General features: G+C 68.7%; 18 protein-coding genes and 1 riboswitch. Of the genes, 7 read left to right on the top strand and 11 right to left on the bottom strand.

Annotated elements, in window-relative coordinates:
• Positions 1–7 precede the first annotated feature (7 nt).
• From ahcY to ACWEQQ_RS37055, 4 genes are all read right to left on the bottom strand, one after another.
• Positions 8–1,483, bottom strand: a complete 1,476-nt coding sequence (ahcY, locus tag ACWEQQ_RS37070) for an adenosylhomocysteinase (RefSeq protein ID WP_452343323.1) — start codon at positions 1,481–1,483, stop codon at positions 8–10.
• A gap of 33 nt (positions 1,484–1,516) precedes the next feature.
• Positions 1,517–2,674, bottom strand: a complete 1,158-nt coding sequence (locus ACWEQQ_RS37065; protein WP_452343324.1) for an alkane 1-monooxygenase — start codon at positions 2,672–2,674, stop codon at positions 1,517–1,519.
• Positions 2,675–2,866: 192 nt separating this feature from the next.
• Positions 2,867–3,580, bottom strand: a complete 714-nt coding sequence (locus ACWEQQ_RS37060; protein ID WP_354833936.1) for a response regulator — start codon at positions 3,578–3,580, stop codon at positions 2,867–2,869.
• Entirely contained in the window at positions 3,577–5,037 is a 1,461-nt protein-coding gene (locus ACWEQQ_RS37055; RefSeq protein WP_452351533.1) for a sensor histidine kinase, read from the bottom strand. The genes ACWEQQ_RS37060 and ACWEQQ_RS37055 overlap by 4 nt, the downstream gene beginning before the upstream one ends.
• A 226-nt stretch (positions 5,038–5,263) precedes the next feature.
• Here ACWEQQ_RS37055 and ACWEQQ_RS37050 point away from each other — a divergent pair, with 226 nt between their 5' ends.
• Positions 5,264–6,628, top strand: a complete 1,365-nt coding sequence (locus ACWEQQ_RS37050; protein WP_452343326.1) for a cation:dicarboxylate symporter family transporter — start codon at positions 5,264–5,266, stop codon at positions 6,626–6,628.
• A gap of 143 nt (positions 6,629–6,771) precedes the next feature.
• Here the strand turns inward: ACWEQQ_RS37050 and ACWEQQ_RS37045 are convergent, their stop codons facing one another.
• The 4 genes from ACWEQQ_RS37045 to cofD form a co-directional block, all read right to left on the bottom strand.
• Positions 6,772–7,218, bottom strand: coding sequence for a 6,7-dimethyl-8-ribityllumazine synthase (locus ACWEQQ_RS37045; RefSeq protein WP_364607442.1), 447 nt, complete (start codon positions 7,216–7,218; stop codon positions 6,772–6,774).
• 76 nt (positions 7,219–7,294) lie between these two features.
• Positions 7,295–7,465: riboswitch (FMN riboswitch) on the bottom strand.
• Positions 7,466–7,540: 75 nt separating this feature from the next.
• Positions 7,541–8,059 carry an NUDIX hydrolase gene (locus ACWEQQ_RS37040; RefSeq protein WP_354833929.1) on the bottom strand — a complete coding sequence of 173 codons (519 nt, stop codon included), beginning with the start codon at positions 8,057–8,059 and terminating at the stop codon, positions 7,541–7,543.
• Positions 8,056–9,420, bottom strand: coding sequence for a coenzyme F420-0:L-glutamate ligase (locus ACWEQQ_RS37035; protein WP_452343327.1), 1,365 nt, complete (start codon positions 9,418–9,420; stop codon positions 8,056–8,058). The genes ACWEQQ_RS37040 and ACWEQQ_RS37035 overlap by 4 nt, the downstream gene beginning before the upstream one ends.
• Positions 9,417–10,376, bottom strand: a complete 960-nt coding sequence (gene cofD / locus ACWEQQ_RS37030; protein WP_452343352.1) for a 2-phospho-L-lactate transferase — start codon at positions 10,374–10,376, stop codon at positions 9,417–9,419. The genes ACWEQQ_RS37035 and cofD overlap by 4 nt, the downstream gene beginning before the upstream one ends.
• 599 nt (positions 10,377–10,975) lie before the next feature.
• Here cofD and ACWEQQ_RS37025 point away from each other — a divergent pair.
• Positions 10,976–11,236 carry a WhiB family transcriptional regulator gene (locus ACWEQQ_RS37025; protein WP_354834123.1) on the top strand — a complete coding sequence of 87 codons (261 nt, stop codon included), beginning with the start codon at positions 10,976–10,978 and terminating at the stop codon, positions 11,234–11,236.
• A 105-nt stretch (positions 11,237–11,341) separates the two neighbouring features.
• Here ACWEQQ_RS37025 and ACWEQQ_RS37020 read toward each other — a convergent pair whose 3' ends face one another.
• Positions 11,342–11,821: a metallopeptidase family protein gene (locus ACWEQQ_RS37020; RefSeq protein WP_354833925.1), complete on the bottom strand. Its 480-nt coding sequence runs from the start codon at positions 11,819–11,821 to the stop codon at positions 11,342–11,344.
• 251 nt (positions 11,822–12,072) lie between these two features.
• Between ACWEQQ_RS37020 and ACWEQQ_RS37015 the strand changes: the two genes are divergently transcribed.
• The 5 genes from ACWEQQ_RS37015 (at position 12,073) to ACWEQQ_RS36995 (ending at position 17,556) form a co-directional block, all read left to right on the top strand.
• Positions 12,073–12,477, top strand: a complete 405-nt coding sequence (locus ACWEQQ_RS37015) for a DUF3499 domain-containing protein (RefSeq protein WP_379394368.1) — start codon at positions 12,073–12,075, stop codon at positions 12,475–12,477.
• Between the two features lie 170 nt (positions 12,478–12,647).
• Positions 12,648–14,024, top strand: a complete 1,377-nt coding sequence (locus ACWEQQ_RS37010; protein WP_452351503.1) for a phosphomannomutase/phosphoglucomutase — start codon at positions 12,648–12,650, stop codon at positions 14,022–14,024.
• 70 nt (positions 14,025–14,094) lie between these two features.
• Positions 14,095–15,282 (top strand): tobH protein, encoded by a 1,188-nt coding sequence (locus ACWEQQ_RS37005; protein ID WP_452343329.1) that lies wholly within the window; start codon positions 14,095–14,097, stop codon positions 15,280–15,282.
• On the top strand, positions 15,282–16,541 hold the full coding sequence (gene manA, locus ACWEQQ_RS37000; protein WP_452351502.1) for a mannose-6-phosphate isomerase, class I: 1,260 nt from the start codon (positions 15,282–15,284) through the stop codon (positions 16,539–16,541). Before ACWEQQ_RS37005 ends, manA begins: the two co-directional genes overlap by 1 nt.
• 79 nt (positions 16,542–16,620) lie before the next feature.
• Positions 16,621–17,556: a cation diffusion facilitator family transporter gene (locus tag ACWEQQ_RS36995; protein ID WP_452351501.1), complete on the top strand. Its 936-nt coding sequence runs from the start codon at positions 16,621–16,623 to the stop codon at positions 17,554–17,556.
• A gap of 112 nt (positions 17,557–17,668) precedes the next feature.
• Here ACWEQQ_RS36995 and ACWEQQ_RS36990 read toward each other — a convergent pair whose 3' ends face one another.
• Both ACWEQQ_RS36990 and ACWEQQ_RS36985 read right to left on the bottom strand, forming a co-directional pair.
• Complete coding sequence (locus ACWEQQ_RS36990) at positions 17,669–18,070, bottom strand: DUF3052 domain-containing protein (RefSeq protein WP_354833914.1); 402 nt, start codon at positions 18,068–18,070, stop codon at positions 17,669–17,671.
• A gap of 17 nt (positions 18,071–18,087) precedes the next feature.
• A complete protein-coding gene (locus ACWEQQ_RS36985) occupies positions 18,088–19,569 on the bottom strand; it encodes a phytoene desaturase family protein (protein ID WP_452351500.1) in 1,482 nt (493 codons plus the stop codon).
• Positions 19,570–19,599 lie beyond the last annotated feature (30 nt).

Below are 19,599 nucleotides of genomic sequence, written 5' to 3'. Positions count from 1 at the left end.
TTTCCGCTCAGTAGCGGTAGTGGTCCGGCTTGTACGGGCCCTCCACGTCCACGCCGATGTATTCGGCCTGGTCCTTGGTGAGCTTGGTCAGCGTGCCGCCCAGGGCCTCCACGTGGATGCGGGCGACCTTCTCGTCGAGGTGCTTGGGCAGGCGGTAGACCTCGTTGTCGTACTCGTCGGGCTTGGTCCACAGCTCGATCTGCGCGATGACCTGGTTGGAGAAGCTGTTCGACATCACGAACGACGGGTGCCCGGTCGCGTTGCCCAGGTTCAGCAGGCGGCCCTCGGAGAGCACGATGATCGACTTGCCGGACTCCTTGAACGTCCACAGGTCGACCTGCGGCTTGATGTTGAGCCGGTCCGCGCCCGAACGCTCCAGGGCGGCCATGTCGATCTCATTGTCGAAGTGGCCGATGTTGCCCAGGATGGCCTGACCCTTCATCGCCTTCATGTGATCGAGGGTGATGATGTCCTTGTTGCCCGTGGAGGTGATGACGATGTCGGCCTCACCGATCGCCTGTTCCACGGTGACGACGTCGAAGCCGTCCATCAGCGCCTGCAGCGCGTTGATCGGGTCGATCTCGGTGACCTGCACGCGCGCGCCCTGCCCGGCCATCGACTCCGCACAGCCCTTGCCGACATCGCCGTAGCCGCAGATCAGCACCTTCTTGCCACCGATCAGCACGTCGGTGCCGCGGTTGATGCCGTCGATGAGGGAGTGCCGGGTGCCGTACTTGTTGTCGAACTTCGACTTGGTGACCGAGTCGTTGACATTGATCGCCGGGAACACCAGCTCACCCGCGGCCGCGAACTGATACAGCCGCAGCACACCGGTGGTGGTCTCCTCGGTGACACCCTGCACGCTCTCGGCGATCGTGCCCCACTTGCCCTTGTCGGCCTCGATGCTGGCGCGCAGCAGGTTCAGGAAGACCTTGTATTCGGCGGAGTGGGTGTCGTCCTCGGGCGGGACCACGCCGGCCTTCTCGAACTGCGCGCCGCGCAGCACGAGCATGGTGGCGTCACCACCGTCGTCGAGGATCATGTTGGCCGGCTCGCCCGGCCAGGTCAGCATCTGATCGGCGGCCCACCAGTACTCCTCCAGGGTCTCGCCCTTCCAGGCGAAAACCGGCGTGCCCTTGGGCTCCTCGACGGTGCCGTGCGGGCCGACCACGACCGCGGCGGCCGCGTGGTCCTGGGTGGAGAAGATGTTGCAGGAGGCCCAGCGGACCTCCGCGCCGAGGGAGACCAGGGTCTCGATGAGCACGGCGGTCTGCACGGTCATGTGCAGCGAGCCGGAGATGCGCGCGCCACGCAGCGGCTGCACATCGTGGTACTCCCGGCGCAGTGCCATCAGGCCCGGCATCTCGTGCTCGGCGAGGCGAATCTCCTTGCGGCCGAACTCGGCCAGTGACAGGTCCGCCACCTTGTAGTCGATGCCATTGCGGACGTCAGGGGTCATGTTGCGGGACACAGCGGTCGTCATCTGCCTCTCCTGGTCGGCTGGTTCCCCCAAACCCTACGCGGCGGCCTGGTACTCGTACGCGGCGAGGATGCGCTCCCGCTTACGGGGTTGGATATTGGCCCGGCTCACGTCGCCCGCGTAGTGGGCGAGCAAGCGCGGATCCATGACGTAGCGCCACAGCGGCGGGATCAATGCCAGCAGGATCATGGTGGCGTACCCCGCTGGAAGCTGCGGCGCCTCCTCGGAGGTGCGCAGTGTCTGGTACCGCCGCCCCGGATTGGCATGGTGGTCGCTGTGCCGCTGCAGGTGGAACATGAAGATATTGGTGACCAGCCGGTCACTGTTCCAGCTGTCGCTCGGCGAGCAGCGGGTCCAGCTGCCATTGGGCCGCTTGCGTCGCAGCAGGCCGTAATGCTCGACGTAGTTGACGGTTTCGAGCAGGCCCGCGCCGATCACCGCCTGCAGCAGCAGATACGGCAGCACCCGCCAGCCGTAGACCGCCAGCAACCCGCCGAACAGCACGAGGGTCATAGCCCAGGCCTGCAGGATGTGGTTGTGGACACTGAACCAGCGGTGTCCCTTGCGGCGCAACCGTTCTCCTTCGAGATGGATTGCCGACCGGAAGCCACCGATCACGCTGCGGGGCAGGAACTCCCACAGCGACTCACCCATGCGGGCGCTGGCCGGATCGTCGGGCGTCGCGACCCGGGCGTGGTGGCCCTTGTTGTGCTCGACGAAGAAGTGCCCGTAGGCCGACTGCGCCAGCGCCATTTTCGACAGCCAGCGCTCCAATCGCTCCACCCGGTGGCCGAGTTCATGGGCGGCGTTGATGCCGATGCCGCTGACGAACCCGAGAGTGGCCGCCAGCCCGAGCTTGTCGACGACGGACAGATCGTCGCCGGCCCACATGTACGCGGCGATGATCAGGCCGACCACCTGGATCGGCAGGAACATGTAGGTGCACCACCGGTAGTACCGGTCATTGGAGAGTAACTCGTAATCCTCGTCGCGCGGATTGGTGCCGTCTTCCCCGACGAACCAGTCCAGGACCGGGATGGCGATCAGAATGATGATCGGTCCGATCCACCAGAACACCTCCAGCTTGGTGTGCAACACCAGCTGCGACGGCAGTAACGCACACCCGGGCGCGATCAACCCCAGCACCCACAGGTGTCGTTTCGGATCCGGCGAACCCAACCGTTTGCCGACCATTTGCACGTTTGCCCCGCTAATCAATACCTCGATGAACTTCGCAGCTACATATCTTGAAACCTAGTCCCTGTTACAGCACCCGGCCGGACTGAAAGGTGGCCACCGTTACATCATGAGCAGTCGGTTCTGCCGCAACCGACCGCGTGGTACCCGCCACTGGGCCTCGAACGCAAACCAGGAGCGAAACCGGGCTCAGCGAAACCACACATATCGAACCTGCGGGCGCCCGGTCCGGCCGTAGTCGGTTCGCCGTTCCACCACGCCGTCTTCGGCCATCCGCTCCAGATACCGCCACGCCGTCACCCGGGACACCCCCACCGCGCGCCCCGCCTCACCCGCGGACAGCCCGTCCGGCGCGGCCCGCACCGCCCGCGACACCTCGTCCATCGTCTGCGGCGCAATGCCTTTCGGCGAGGTGGGTCGCTGATCCGGAGTGCGCAGCACACCGAAGGCGCGATCGATGTCCTGCTGCGACACCGCCGTCTCCCCGGCCGGCAGCGCCGCCCGGTATTCGACGTAGCGGTCCAGCTTCTCGCGGAAGGCCGCAAAGGTGAAGGGCTTCAACAGATACAGCACCACGCCGTGCGAGACGGCCGAGCGCACCATGGCCAGATCGCGCGCCGAGGTGACGGCGATGACGTCCGGCCGCGGCCGCAGTCCCGCCAGTGCCGCGGCGACGGCGAGCCCGCTCATATCCGGCAACCCGATATCCATCAACACCAGATCAATGGGGACGCCGGAAGATTGTGACCTTTTCGCGATCGAGATGGCGTCGCGACCGGTGTGCGCCACCGCGACCACCGTGAAACCCGGCACCCGCTCCACGTAAGAGCGATGTGCCGCAGCGATTTTCGGCTCGTCCTCGACGATCAGCACGCGGATCGCCGATGCCGGCGCGGCATTCATCGCGGAAACCTCACGATCACCGCGGATTCCGGTTCCCGCCGGGCCCGCAACTCGCCAGCATGCCTGGCGACCAACCGGCGTACCAGCGCCAGGCCCAGCCCGTGGTGGTCGGTCTTGGTGGAATAGCCGCGTTCGGTGGCACGGGTGAACAACTCCTCCGACATGCCCGGGCCGCTGTCGGCCACCCGGACGTACAGCTCCGGCTCGTCCCGCCGCACCGTCACCTCCACCCACGCGTCCTCGTCGTGCCCGACCGCGTCCAGGGCGTTGTCGATGAGATTGCCCAGCAGCGTGACCATCTCGTGCGGCGTCAGCGGGTCGGTGGTGTCGAGCAGCGTGTCGCCGGTGACGGTCAGCTCCACCCCGTTCTCCGCGGCCTGCTCCACCTTGCCCAGCAGCAGCGCCACCACCGCGGGTTCGGCCACCGCGCCGGTGAGCCGGTCGATGAGGGCCTGGGACAGTTCGAGTTCCGCGGTCGCGAAGTTCACCGCCTCGCGCGGGCGGCCCAGCTCCACCATGGTGACCACGGTGTGCAGCCGGTTGGCGGCCTCGTGCGCCTGGGCGCGCAGCGATTCGGCGAAACCGCGCACGGAATCCAATTCGCCCAGCACATCCCGCAATTCGGTGTGGTCGCGCAGGGTGACCACGGTGCCGATGCGGCGGCCGGCGTGCTCCACCACGTCCTGGTTGACGACCAGCACCCGGTCCGGGGTCACGTGCATCTCGTCACGGACCACACCGGTTCCCAAGCGCTGCAACGACACCGGCAGATCCGCGCGCGTGATCGGCCCGTCCGGCAGATCGAGCAGCAGCCGCGCCTGATCGTTGACCACCTCGGCGCGCTCATCGGATCTGTCGAATACCAGCAGGCCCTCGTGGATCGAGTGCAGCACCGCGTCGTGATGTTCGTACATGGCCCGCAGCTCGGCGGGCCCGAGGCCATGCGTCTGCCGTAACAGCCTGCGCCGCAACAACAGCGAACTCATCATGGCCAGCGCCAGGCCGCCCGCCGCGGCGGCCAGGATCAGCGGCAGCTGGGCGCGGACCTGTTCGCCGATGTGGGTGCGGGTGACGCCCGCCGACACCAGCGCGACGATGCGGCCGTCGGCATCGCGCACCGGGGTGACCGCGCGAATCGACGGGCCCAGCGTGCCGGTGAAGGTCTCGGTGAACGTCTCCCCCGCGAGGGCGCGATCGATGTTGCCGCTGAAAGGTTTTCCGATCCGGTCGGTCTCGGTGTGGGTGTAGCGGGTCCGATCCGGGGCCATCACCACGATGAAGTCCATACCCGTCGCCTTGCGGATGGCCTCGGTCACCGGTTGTAGTGCGGCGGTCGGATTCGGGCTCCGCACCCCGGCCAGCGTCGAGGGCGACTGCGCCACCGCGATCGAGGTATCGATGACCTCCGCACGGGTGGCGTCGTCCTGCACCCGGCGGGTCTGCAGGAACGCCAGCATCGACGCGGCGGTGATCACCACCGCCAGTACCAGCACCTGCACCACGAACACCTGCCCGGCCAGCGTACGGCGGGCCCGGGTTCTTCGACCTCTCACGATTCCTCCGGGTACTTCATGAACATAATTTACGAAACAGTGACCCGCGTCACTCCCTGGATCATGATTCTCTCCGAACACCCGCGTGGAGCAAACGTCATGCGGGCACTGACCCGGAGGCACCAGCGAGATGAGCGACACGACAACCCGGCAGCGCCGAGACCGTACCCACTGGCTCTATCTGGCCGTCATCGTGGCCGTCGTCGCGGGCGTCCTGGTCGGCTGGCTGGCCCCGGGCGCCGGCAAGAGCGTCGGCGAGCTCGGCACGATCTTCGTGAACCTCATCAAGATGATGATCGCCCCGGTCATCTTCTGCACCATCGTGCTCGGCATCGGCTCGGTGCGGGCGGCGGCCAAGGTCGGCAAGGTCGGCGGACTGGCCATCGGCTACTTCCTGATCATGTCCACGGTGGCGTTGGCCATCGGCCTGCTGGTCGGCAATCTGCTGCACCCGGGCTCGGGGCTGAACGTGGCCGCCCACGCGAAGGAGATCACCAAGTACGCCACCGACGCCAAGGCGGCGGGCGGCACCTGGCAGTTCCTCGAGGACATCGTGCCGACCACCCTGCTGTCGTCGCTCACCTCGGGCAAGGTGCTGCAGGCGTTGTTCGTGGCGCTGCTGGTGGGCTTCGGCATCCAGGCCATGGGCACCGCGGGCGAGCCGATCCTGCGCGGGGTCGCGTCGGTGCAGAAGCTGGTGTTCCGGATTCTGACCATGATCCTGTGGCTGGCCCCGATCGGCGCGTTCGGCGCCATGGCGAACGTGGTGGCGCGCACCGGACTCGACGCGGTCAAACAGCTGGCGCTGTTGATGGTGGCCTTCTATCTCACCTGTGTCGTCTTCATCTTCGGCGTGCTGGGCCTGCTGCTGCGGCTGGTGGCCGGGAACTCCATCTTCAAGCTGGTGCGCTACCTGGCGCGGGAGTACCTGCTGATCTTCGCCACCTCGTCCTCGGAGTCGGCACTGCCGCGGCTCATCGCCAAGATGGAGCATGTCGGCGTGGACCGCACCACCGTGGGTGTGGTTGTCCCGACCGGGTATTCGTTCAACCTCGACGGCACCGCCATCTACCTGACCATGGCCACCCTGTTCGTGGCGGACGCCATGGGCAAGCCGCTGTCCTGGCACGAGCAGATCGGCCTGCTGCTGTTCATGATCGTGGCCTCCAAGGGCGCGGCGGGTGTCACCGGCGCGGGCCTGGCCACGCTGGCCGGCGGCCTGCAGAGCCATCGCCCGGAGCTGCTGGACGGTGTCGGCCTGATCGTCGGCATCGACCGGTTCATGTCGGAAGCCCGTGCGCTGACCAACTTCTCGGGCAATGCGGTCGCTACGCTGCTGATCGGCACCTGGACCAAGACCATCGACCCGGCCCGGGTCCGCGCGGTGCTGGATCGCGAGATCCCCTTCGACGAGCAGGCCATGGTGGAGGACCACCCGGCCCCCGCCGCCCCGGAAGCACCGGGCTCGCAAGAGAAAGACCTGGTTCCGGCCTGAACCCAACCCCCAGGCCGAACCCGGACCGTCGGCGCGTTCTCCCCCCGTACGCGCCGGCGGAACCCGCACCCTGCCCGCACGACCAGCCGCCTCCGGCTCGTGCGGGCAGGGTTTCCCTTTTGTTCAGGCCCCGACCGTGTTGTCTAGGCGCCGACCGCGTCCAGGGCCAGGGTGGCGGCGATGGCATTGGCCAGCTCGGCGCCCTTCACCTCGAAATGCCGCGCGAAATAGGCCAGGTGCTCGCCGTGCTCGTGGAAGTGGTGCGGGGTCAGCACGGCCGAGAACACCGGCACATCGGTCTCGAGCTGCACCCGCATGAGCGCGTCGACGACGGTCGAGGCCACGAAGTCGTGCCGGTAGATGCCGCCGTCCACGACGAGCGCGCAGCCCGCGACCGCGGCGTAGGAGCCGCGGGTGGCCAAACGCTTGACCTGCAACGGGATTTCGAACGCACCGGGCACCTCGATCACGTCGACCTCGGTGTAGCCGCGCTCGAGCAGCCCGGCCCGGCAGGATGCGACGGCCTTGTCGACGATGTCGCTGTGCCAGCGCGCGGCGACGAGGGCGATACGAGTGGAAGTGGGTGACATGGGGATTCCTCCTGTTCGCGATGTCACCCAGGGCAAGACGCGAACAGGCCCGTCCAGCGGTGCGGACGTGCCGGTGCCGCGTTCTCTTTCATCCGGACTGTGACCGTCGGCTCCGGGATCACACCGGAATCTGCTCGACCCACACTGCCGATGAGAGACACTGTGGCGCTCGCGGGCTCGTGCACTCCGGATCGGCCCGGATGCCATTACCGCCGGTGGGGAATTCCACCCCGCCCTGAGAACGTGTACGTAGCGGACAGTAACACGGGGATTCCGGCATCCGGAACCCCGTGTACCGCACAACACGACAGCACGGCCGGTGTCAGCGCACCAGCACGTCGGAATCGGCGGGCAGCCCGTCCACCGGCCACCAGCGCAGGTCGGTCGACTCCGAACTGCGCACCGGCACAGCCCCTTCCGGTGCTTTGATCTTGAACAGCAGGTCCAGGTGCCGGGTCGGCACGCCCAGCGAGCAGGTGATGGGGTGCGCCTGCGCGCCGTAGAGGCCGGGCTCGAGCACCAGCCCGTCGATGCCGGACTCCTCGGTCGCCTCACGGAAGGCGGCCGCCGCGACCGAATCGTCGGATTCCTCACAGTGCCCGCCCAATTGGATCCAGCGGCCCACCCGCGGGTGCAGGGTCAGCAGCACCTCGCGCTCGTCGTGGGAGAACACGATGGCCGAGGCGGTGATGTGCCCAGCCGCGTGCTCGCGCAGGCAGCCGCGCGGCGCGGAGCCCAGGAAGGCCAGCATGGCCTCCCGGATGGAGCACTCCGGACCCGTTGCCGGAGACCAGGTCTCCAGCAGCTCGGTCGCCGATTTGTGCAGCGACTCCGCGCTCACAGCTCGACCAGCCCGAGGCCGGGCTCGCGCGCCTCGCGCGGGGCGACCTCGTCGAGCGGGTACCCGATGGCGATGGCGCCCAGCGGATTCCAGTCCGCCTCCAGGCCCAGCACGTCGCGGGTGACCTCGGGCGCGAAGATGGTCGACCCGATCCAGCAGCTGCCCACGCCTCGCACGGCCAGCGAGACCAGCAGGCCCTGCACGGCCGCGCCCACCGCGACGGTGAACATGGTCTGCTCGGCGGCGCGGCGGCGCTCGTCCGGATAGTCGTGCGCGCCGTCGGGCACGCAGAACGGGATGATCATCTCGGGGGCGTCGAAGAGGATGCGCCCGCGCGCGACCCGCTTCTCCACGCTCTCCGGGGTGCGGCCGTCACCGGTCAGGTCGGTGCGCCACTTCTCGGCCATGGCCTCCAGCAGCTGCTCGCGCAGGCCGCGCTTGCGGACCCAGACGAAGCGGACCGGACGGGTGTGGTGCGGCGCGGGCGCGGTGAGCCCGGCGGCGACGGCCTCGCGAATGAGCTCCGGCGGCACCGGCGTCTCGGCGAACCGGCGCACCGAACGTCGCAGCGGCACCGCCTGTTTGCGGCCGAGCTCGACGGATTCCTCGGTGCCCAGCCAGAACAGATCGTCCTCGCCGCGCCGCAGCAGATCCCCGGCGGTGGATCCGTCGTCGGTGTAGTCGAGCCCGCGCACCACCGCGACCGGGACGCCGCCCAGCTTGCCCTTCACCAGGTCCGCGGCCGCGGCCAGCTCGTCGGCCACCGCGACCAGGGTGACGTGCAGTTCGTTGCCCTGCCCGTCGACCGCGCCGTCGTAGTCGTGCAGCACCCGGATGCCCGCCGACCCGATGGCGGCGTCGATCTGGCCGTTGCGCCAGGCCCGGCCCATGGTGTCGGTGATGACCACGGCCACCTGCACGCCCAGGCGGTCGGCCAGCGCGGTGCGCAGCGCCTTGGCGCTGGCGTCCGGATCCTCCGGCAGCAGGACCAGTTCGCCCTGTTCCACATTGGAGCCGTCGACTCCGGAGGCGGCCTGCACGATGCCGAGCCGGTTCTCGGTGATGAGGGTGCGGTTCTTGCGCGCCAGCACCCGCACCGACTCGTCGAGCACCAGTTGCCGGCGCGCGGCGTCGCGTTCCTCGGGGTCGCTGGGCGCGGTCACGATGCGGCCCTCGGCCTTGGCGACGATCTTGCTGGTCACCACCAGCACGTCACCGTCCTGGAGCCAGGGCGCCCGTGCCGCGATGGCTTCGGAGACATCGTCGCCCGGGCGGAATTCCGGCAGGCCCGGAACGGGCAGGATGCGCAGTTCGCCACCGGACGCGTGATCGCCCAGCGCTTCGATGGAATCCGTTGTCACGGTTTGACTCCCGCGATGTCGAGGGCTTCGCGAACCATCTCGGCGGTCGCGGCCGGGTCGGTCATGAGCAGTGGCACGCTCCGGACTTCGACGCCCGGAATGTCGGCGGTGTCGCCGGTGTGCACGAGCCAGCCGTCGAGAATGCCGGTGCTCGAGCGCGCGCCGTAGTAGGTGCCGACGGCCTCGGCGGAGGTTTCGACGCCGATCACCGACAGGCACTCATCGGCCATGCCGCGCAACGGTTTTCCGCCGATCACCGGGGACAGTCCGATCACCTTGGCATCGGTGGTGCGCAGTGCGCCCCGAATGCCGGGAACCGAGAGGATGGCGCCCACGCTCACGACGGGGTTCGACGGAGCGAGCAGGATCACATCCGCCGATTCTATGATTTCGATCACACCCGGGGCTGGTTTCGCAGCATCTGCCCCAATAGTCACGAATCCATGGGTCTCTACGTTCGCCCGGTATCGAACCCACCACTCCTGGAAATGGATCGCGCGGCGTTCGCCAGGGTTCTCCGGGTCACCGATTACGACATGTGTTTCGCATCGGTCGTCGGTTGCCGGAAGCAGTTTCACACCCGGTTGCCACCGATTGCAGAGCGCCTCGGTGACCGCCGAGAGCGGGTATCCCTGACGCAGCATTTCGGTGCGAATGAGATGCGTGGCGATATCGCGGTCGCCCAGCCCGAACCAATCGGGCTGAGCCTTGTATTTCGCCAGCTCCTCCTTGGCGCTCCAGGTCTCGTTCGCGTGCCCCCAGCCCCGTTCGGGGTCGATGCCGCCACCCAGGGTGTACATGCAGGTGTCCAGGTCAGGACAGATGCGCAGCCCGTGCATCCACACGTCGTCGCCGACATTGACGATGGCCGTGGTGTCGGCTCCGGGCAGCAGTTCGCGCACCCCCGTCAGGAACCGCGCGCCGCCGACTCCGCCGACCAGGACGGCGATCCGCAGGCCGGTGCCGGGCGCGGTGTCCGCTTGTTCTCGAGTCACATCCGCACAGCCTATGCGTTCGAAGCGGAAAGTCGTCCCGCAGCTCATTTGCTGCGAATTTGCTATTTGAACTGCGGGAACGCCTCCCGACGGGGTCGCAGATGGTAACGGAATCGCTTCGGCAGCTTGACCATCGCCGCTCCCGGCGTGTCTAATCACAGGCATGTCATTCCGGGTCCGCGTGAGAGTGCAAGGCGCGGACGGGTTTTCGAACAGGCGTTCGCACCGGAGTGACGCCAAGCTCGGGGATGGCCGCGGGACTACGCCGCGGTGTTGGGCCGTCGGTGGGATCGGCTCCGACGGATTAATCATTCTGCGCTAACACACAGTGAGGAGGCGGAGCGATGGCCGAAGAGCTGGCCCCGTCGGGCATTCCGGGCGGTGTATCGCAAACCGATTCCACGACTGGCGCAGCACCTGACTTCTGCGCCGACGATCGGAACGGATACGAGGGGGGTGAACCGATGACGACTGTGCGACTGGGGGGCGGACAGTGGGCGCGAGCCGCCTACCAGCCCGAACCGCCGCGGCTGAGCCTGATCGTCACCGGTGCCGAGGATATGTACGACACTTTCTCGCGCGGCGGTCGCATGATGACCGAGGCCGAACAATGGCAGGAACGGGCGTTGTGCGCCCAGACCGACCCGGAGGCGTTCTTCCCGGAGAAGGGCGGCTCCACCCGCGAGGCCAAGCGCATCTGCATGGGCTGCGAGGTCCGCGACGAATGCCTCGAATACGCCTTGGCCAACGACGAGCGCTTCGGCATCTGGGGCGGACTCTCCGAGCGGGAGCGCCGCCGCCTGAAGCGGGGCATCAGCTGACACTCCCCCGCCTTCCCGAGCCTTCAGCGGGCGGCTTGGGAGACCCCGAACTTACGAAATCAGTTGTTGCGAAACGGAGTTCGGGGTAGGGCGGATGGGTTCTGGCTATTCCGGGTCGGGATCGATGATGTCGGGTTCCACACCCAAGTAGGTGGCGATCTGTTGTACGAGGACCTCGCGCAGCAGGTCGACCAGGTCGTCGGGGTCGCCGGCACGGAGCTCCAACGGCTTGCGGAACAAGACGACGCGGGCGCGGGTGGCCATGCCGTAGCGGTCCACGCCGGCCGGGATCAAGCGGGAGAGGGGTACCGGGCCGTCGGCCACCACCTCTTCCGGCCAGGTGACCGAATCCGGGTGCAGCGGACGGATTTTCGGCACGTCGTCGACGGCGATGTCGAGCTTGGTGAGCTGCTCGTGCCAGCGGGTCTCCAGCGGCGCGAAGGCCTCCAGCACCAGACGGTCGAACTCCTGGCCCCGGGTGCGCCGGGCGGGCACGGTCGGTGGCAGCATCGGCCCGCGCACACCCCGCCCGCGGCGGATGACCGACCGCGCGGTGGGCGGTCGCCTCTTACGTGAACGGGTCATACCTTGAATCTAACCCTTACCCCGGGCGGGTGTGAGCACCCGCCTCGCCGGGCCGCCCGGCCGGTGCGGCGGCCCGCCCCGACGGCATTCCGGAGACCCGGCGACCGCATTCCGGGGGCCGTCGCGACGCGCCCGCGGCACGAAAGCGCACAGCTACCCGAGGCCCTCATGGCGCGAGTGAGACGGGCTTCATTGAGCGTGTCTGTGTCCACGAGGGCGTGAGGGGGGTTACCCTGCATGGCGTGATCCCCATGCGTCGTTGCTGCCGTCCAGGCTGCAAGAACCCGGCCGTCGCGACGCTGACCTATGTGTACTCCGACTCGATGGCAGTCGTGGGTCCGCTGGTCACGGTGGCGGAGCCACACTCCTGGGACCTGTGTGAAACGCATGCTTCCCGGATCACCGCGCCCAAGGGATGGGAGTTGGTCCGCCACGAGGGCGGGTTTTCCTCCTCGACCCCGGACGACGACGATCTCACCGCGCTCGCCGAAGCCGTCCGCGAGGCCGGATTGCGCCGCCGCACACCGGAACCCGATCCGCGCGGCTACACCGACTACGCTCCCGCCCCGCAGCGCCCGACCCGCGCGGGTCGTACCGGCAGACGCGGCCATCTCCGTGTCCTGCCGGACCCGCCGGACCGCCTCTCCGAGACTTGAGCGAGCGGCTATGAGCCGTGATCCATCGACATTCCGTGCCGGCGGCTGGGTGCCGCCGACAATTTCGGACGTACCCGGCGAGTCACCCGCGCCTCACGAGATCAGTTGTCCGATTGGCAAGGGTCGGGGGAAGTCTCTCATTGTCGCGGTCAGCTACTAGGGTGGTGCGCATGACAGTCGCCCGGTCCGCCGAGTCCGTTCAAGCAGTCATCAAGGCATACGACGTTCGCGGAGTTGTCGGCGAACAGATCGACGCGGACTTCGTCCGGGACGTCGCCGGGTCCTTCGCCCGGCTGATGCGCGGCGAGGGCGCCCGGCGCATCGTCATCGGTCACGATATGCGCGACTCCTCACCGGAATTGGCCGCCGCCTTCGCCGACGGCGTGCTCGCCCAGGGACTCGACGTGGTGCACATCGGCCTGGCCTCCACCGACGAGCTCTACTTCGCCTCCGGCCACCTGGACTGCCCCGGGGCCATGTTCACCGCCAGCCACAATCCCGCCAAGTACAACGGCATCAAGCTGTGCCGCGCCAAGGCGCTGCCGGTCGGTCAGGACACCGGCCTGGCCACCATCACCGAGGACGTTGTCGCGGGCGTCCCGGCCTTCGACGGGCCGCGCGGCACCGAGACCCGGGAGGACCTGCTCTCGGCCTACGCCGACTTCCTGCACAAGCTGGTGGACCTGAGCTGTTCGCGCCCGCTGCGCATCGCGGTGGACGCCGGCAACGGCATGGGCGGCTACACGGTGCCCGCCGTGCTGGGCACGCTGCCGCAGTACACGGTCGAGCCGTTGTTCTTCGAACTCGACGGCAGCTTCCCCAATCACGAAGCCAATCCGCTGGATCCGAAGAATCTGGTGGATCTGCAGGACCACGTCCGCAAGACCGGCGCCGACCTCGGCCTGGCCTTCGACGGCGACGCCGACCGCTGCTTCGTGGTGGACGAGAAGGGCGACCCGGTCTCGCCGTCGGCCATCACCGGCCTGGTGGCCGAGCGCGAGCTGACCAAGGAACCGGGCGCGACCGTCATCCACAACCTGATCACCTCGCGGGCGGTGCCGGAGCTGGTGACCGAGCTCGGCGGCACTCCGGTACGCACGCGGGTCGGCCACTCGTTCATCAAGCAGCAGATGGCGGCCACCGGCGCGATCTTCGGCGGCGAGCACTCGGCGCACTACTACTTCCGCGACTTCTGGGGCGCCGACTCCGGCATGCTCGCGGCCCTGCACGTGCTGGCCGCGCTGGGCGAGAAGGACCGGCCCATGTCGGAACTGGCCTCCGCCTACGCGACGTACGCGGCCTCCGGGGAGATCAATTCGACGGTGGCGGATGCGCAGGAGCGGACCCTGGCCGTACTCGAGGCGTTCGGCAAGCGGGCGAAATCGGTCGATCGGCTGGACGGTGTGACCGTGCAGCTGGCCGACGGCGCGTGGTTCAACCTGCGCGCCTCCAATACCGAACCGCTGCTTCGACTCAACGTCGAGGCGCGATCGCAGGATGAAGTAGACGCACTCGTAACCGAGATCCTGAGCATCGTCCGCGCCTGACTGGAATAGTGGAATCACAGAGCTTGGATTCACCGTCTGGTGACCCGATGAGGGGAGGTGGCAACGCCCGATGATCGCTGGGACACCGGTAATCGACCTCGATGACGTCGCCTCGCTGGAGGCGGCGGACGCCGGGGGTGTACTCCGCTCCGCCGCGTCGGGGGGAGCCCAGGTAAGGGCAACCGCCGCGGCACTTTCCGAAGATGCGCTGACCCGGCTGACCGATCTGCGGCCCCGCAGTCTGGTGCTGGTGTCGGGCAGCGGGCGCGCCGCGCGCGCGGCGGCGCTGTTGATCGCTGCCCTCGGCGACCGCACGAGTATGCCGCTGGTACCGGCGACTTCGATCCCGCCGTGGGTCGGGCCGCTGGACGTGGTGCTGGTGGCGGGTGACGACGCGGGTGATCCGCGACTGGCCGAAGCGGTGGACCGAGCACTTCGACGGGGTGCCGAGGTGGTCGTGGCCGCACCGGACGAGGGACCCATCCGGGCGGCCGCCGCCGGGCGCGCCACCATTCTCGCGCCGCGGGTGCGGGTCCTCGACCACAACCGCATGCTGCGCTATCTGGCCGCGGGCCTGGCCGTGCTGACCACCATCGACCCGCACCGCATCGGGCCGCTGGTGCCCGAATTGAACGCTCTCGCAGACCTGCTCGACGAGGAGGCGCTGCGCGACGGACCGCAGCACGAGGCCTTCCACAATCCCGCCAAGACCCTGGCCACCCGCATGCAGCAGCGCAAGCGCCTGGTGCTGGCCGGCGATTCCGGCGCCGCCACCGTGCTCGCCGAGCACGGCGCCGAGGTGCTGCTGGCCACGGCCGGGCAGACCGCCACCGCGGTCACGCTCTCGGAAGCCGTTGCGGCGCACGGCCGGTTGGTCGCCACCGCCGGGGTGGCCGCCCCCGGATTCGATCCGCTGTTCCACGACGAGCAGCTGGACGGGCCGGCGCCGGTGGAGCAGGTGCGGGTGTTCGTGGTGAGCGCCGATCCGGACGAGGTGACGGTGCGCCGGCGACTGGCCGTGTTCGGTTCCGACGCCGGGCTGGTCGACACCGACCTGATCACCCTGGACACCGAGGTGGCCGCCGCAGCCACCGTTGCCGCCGAGGCGGCGGGGCAGACCGCGCCCGCCGGCCGGGGTGGTGAGCTGGAAAAGCTTGCGGTACTCGCACTTCGGCTGGAGATGGCGGCCGCCTATCTCCGACTACTCGGTTCCCGCCCGGCCACCGGTCCGGGACGCTACGACGGGGGCAATTACTAGTGCACGAACTCGTTGGTGCGCTGCGTTCCTACGCTTGGGGTTCGCGCACCGCGCTCGCTCAGCTGTGCGGACGACCGGTCCCCTCCGCGCACCCGGAGGCCGAACTCTGGTTCGGCGCACATCCCGCCGATCCGGCGCGGGTGCAGATCAACGGGCACAGCGAATCCCTGCTGGAGCTGGTCAGCGCCGACCCGCAGCGCGAACTCGGGCCGGTGTCGGGCGAATTCGGCGGAAAGCTGCCGTTCCTGCTGAAGGTCCTCGCCGCCGAGGAGCCGCTCTCGCTGCAGGCGCACCCCAGCGTCGAGCAGGCCCGGGCCGGGTTCGCGCGGGAGAACCACAACGGGGTCGCCATCGACTCCCCCATGCGCAACTACCGCGACGAGAACCACAAGCCCGAACTCGTGGTGGCGCTGCACCGTTTCGAGGCGCTGGCCGGATTCCGCGATCCGCGCCAGACCGTGCGGCTGCTCAATGCCCTCGACGTGCCGGAACTGAGCCAGTACGCCGAACTGCTTGCCGCCCAGCCCGACTCGGCGGGGCTGCGCACGCTGTTCACCACCTGGATCGCGCTGCCGCAGGGCAGTCTGAGCATGCTGCTGCCCAAGGTGCTCGACGGCTGCGTGCGGTATCTGTCGGAGGCCCGAAGCGGCGGCGCCGGCAAGGAATTCGTGGCCGAGGTGCGCACGGCGCTCGAGCTCGCCGAGGCGTATCCCGGCGACGCCGGGGTGCTGGCAGCGCTGCTGCTCAACCGCATCACCCTGGAGCCGGGCGAGGGCCTGTTCCTGGACGCCGGGAACCTGCACGCGTACCTGCGCGGGGTCGGTGTGGAGATCATGGCCAACTCCGACAATGTGCTGCGCGGCGGGCTCACGCCCAAACACGTGGATGTGCCGGAGCTGCTGCGGGTGCTGGACTTCGAGCCGCTGGACCTGCCGGTCGTGACGGCGGAACGGGTGTCGGACAGTGTGTTCCGCTACCACACGCCCGCGCCCGAATTCGCGCTCAGCCGTTTCGAACTGGCCGCGGGGGGCGAGCCGGTACCGGTGCTGCAGTCGGGACCGGGGATCGCGGTGGTCACGCACGGGCGGGTGAAGCTGTCCCAGGGCAATCACGAGCTGATCGTGGAACGCGGGCGCGCGGCGTGGATCTCGGCCGCCGACGGCGGGATTCGCGCGCAGGCGATCGCGGTGGACGAGGATGGCGACGGGGACGCGGACGGCTCGGCGCAGCTGTTCTGCGCGGCCGTCGGCGAGGAGTGACGCCCGGGCTCTAGTAGGCTCTCCCGGTCAAAGGCGTTTTAGGACAAAACGGACAGAGGATTCGGGAAGGGGCGGTTCATTGTCTGCGGGCGGCGGTAAGAAGGCCATCCTGGCGGCGCTGAGCGCGAACGCCGGTATCGCGGCGGCCAAATTCGTGGGCGCGGCGATCACCGGATCGGCGTCCATGCTGGCCGAGGCCGTGCACTCGGTGGCCGACACCTCCAACCAGGGGCTGCTGCTGCTCGGCCAGCGCCGCGCGGAACAGGAGGCCGACCAGCTGCACCCGTTCGGCTACGGGCGCAACCGGTACTTCTATTCGTTCGTGGTCGCGCTGGTCATCTTCGCGCTCGGCTCGCTGTACGCGATCTGGGAGGGCATCCACAAGATCCAGCATCCCGAGGAACTGTCCAATCCGATCGTCGCGATCGTCATCCTCGGCCTCGCCATCTGCCTGGAGGGCTTCAGCTTCATCACGGCCATGCGGGAATCCAAGCCGCTCAAGGGCAATTCGAGCTGGTGGCGGTTCATCCGCAACTCGCGCAAACCGGAGCTGCCGGTGGTGCTGCTGGAGGACTCGGGCGCGCTGATCGGCCTGATCTTCGCCTTCGCGGCCATCAGCCTGACCATGATCACCGGCGATCCGGTGTGGGACGGCGTGGGCACCCTGGCCATCGGCCTGCTGCTCGGCGTCATCGCCGTCATCCTCATCATCGAGATGCAGAGCCTGCTCATCGGCGAGGGCGCGACGCCCGAGGAGGACGCCGCGATCCGCACCGCACTGGTCGACGACCGGCGCATCGACCGGGTCATCCACCTGCGCACCCAGTATCTGGGTCCGGAGGAAATGCTGGTGGCCGCAAAGGTTTCCATCGTGCCCGGCCTGACGATCGCCGATATCGCCACCGCGATCGACGACGCCGAGGCGCGGGTGCGCGCCGAGGTCCCGGCCGCCCGGGTCATCTACCTGGAGCCGGATCTGTACCGGACGCACTCCCCCGCCTCCCCGAGCCTTTAGCGGACGGCTCAGGTGCCGTTGACAGTTGGGAACCCGTGCCGGCGGTTGGCGGCCCCACCGATTTCGGAGGTACCCGACGAGTTACCCCGACCGGCACGAAATCAGTTGTCACTTATCGATCGGCCAGGCGGATGACGAATCGCAAGCCCGACCAGGTGTCGTCGATGGCGGCGACCTTGTTGTCGACCAGCCCCTGAGCCAAACCGTATTCCCGAGCGGCGTTCTCACCGAGATCGGTGGGCACGCCGCTCGCCTTCTTGGGCCAGGCCAGCCACAGGCCGCCGTCGACCGCCAGCCGCTGCCGCCACCCGGGGAACCGGCGCGTCAGGGTGGCCCGGTCCGGACAGAACCCGAGGATCACGTCGTAGGGCCCGGCGGCCGCCCGGCGATGCACCTCGACCCCGCCGGGCAGTTCACCCAGCTCGAAACCCGCCGGCGCACCGGCCAGCAGTACCCGGCTCTCGGCCTTGATGCCGAGCTTGCGCGGCAGGGGCGTGCCCGAATATCCGGCCATGCCCCGGAGCGTAGCAATCAGATGCGCCAGTGGTCGGTGAGTAGTTCGAGAGGGTCGGTGCGGACGTCGAATTCGGTGCGCAGGGCGTGGCGGGCGGCGAAGTAGCCGTTCATGCCGTGCACGCCCGGGCCGGGCGGGGTGGCCGCGGAGCACAGGTAGACCCCGGGCAGCGGGGTCGCGTACGGATTCCAGCGGGGCGCGGGGCGGAAGACGGTCTGGCGCAAGGTCATCGCGCCCGCCGAGATGTCGCCGCCGATGTAGTTCGGGTTGTGGGCGGGCATGGTGGCGGCCGTGCGGACATGGGTGCCGAGAACGAGGTCGCGGAAACCAGGGGCGAAGCGTTCGACCTGGGCGGTGACGGCCTCGGTGAGATCCTCGGCGGAACCGTTGGGGACGTGGGCGTAGGTGTAGAGGGTGTGCTTGCCCTCCGGGGCCCGGGTCGGATCGACGACGCCGGGCTGGATGGCCAGCACGTAGGGGCGGTCGGCGTGCCGCCCTGCGGCCACGGCCTTTTCGGCGGCGACGGCCTCGGCGCGGGTGCCGACCAGGTGCAGAGTGCCAGCGCGATCACAGCCGGTGGCCTGCCACGGGACGGGTCCGGCGAGCGCGAAGTCCACCTTGCAGGCCGCACCGCCGTAGCGGAACCTGTTGAGCGCGAAGTTGTATCGGGCGGGCAGGGTCGCGATGCGCTGGAGTTCGGCGGGCGCGACATCCAGCAGCACGGCCCGGACCTCGTCGAATTCGTCGAGGGAATCCACGCGGTGGCCGGTGAAGATGCGGCCGCTATGGGTTTTCAGATCATCGGCGAGCGCGTCCACGATGGCCTGGCTGCCGCCGCGCGGGACCGGCCAGCCACTCACATGGGCGAGGGTGCCGAGCAGCATCGCGACGCCCGCGCCCGGCACGCCCCGCGGGGGCCGGATGGCATGCGCGGCCACGCCGGTCAGCAGGGCGGGCGCGATGTCCTCGCGAAAACGCATGTTCCACAACGGCGTCGACTGTTCGAGCAGCCGGCGGACGAAGCGCAGTTCGATGCCCGGATCCAGGTGCAGCAGGCCGGCCGGGTCGATCGGCGGATGCCGCAGGTCCGACATGGCCAGCCCGACCAGGTCCTCCCACTTGCGCACCAGCGGGCCGAACAGCCGCCGCCAGGAACCGCCGTCGCGCCCCAGGCCATCGGCGGTGCGGTCGAGATCGAGCCAGGCCAGACCGGCGTGCCCGCCGTCGAGCGGATGCGCGTAGGAAACCTGCGGAGTGAGCAGTTCGACGCCGTGCGTCTTCAGATCGAAGGCCCGGAAGACCGGGGACGCCACCGCCATGGGATGCGCGCCCGCGCACAGGTCGTGGTGAAAGCCCGGCAGGGTCACCTCGCCGGTGCGGCAGCCGCCGCCGATGTGGTCGGAGGCCTCGTACACCTCCACCTCGAGCCCGGCCCGGGCCAGGATCACCGCCGCCACCAGCCCGTTGGGCCCGGATCCGACCACCACCGCGTCAGCCATGAATTCAGGGTAGGCCGGACACGGCCGGTG

It is taken from the genome of Nocardia sp. NPDC004123 (assembly GCF_053603795.1).
The sequence above is the reverse complement of the archived record's forward strand: the minus strand, read 5'-3'. Positions and strand labels throughout refer to the sequence as shown.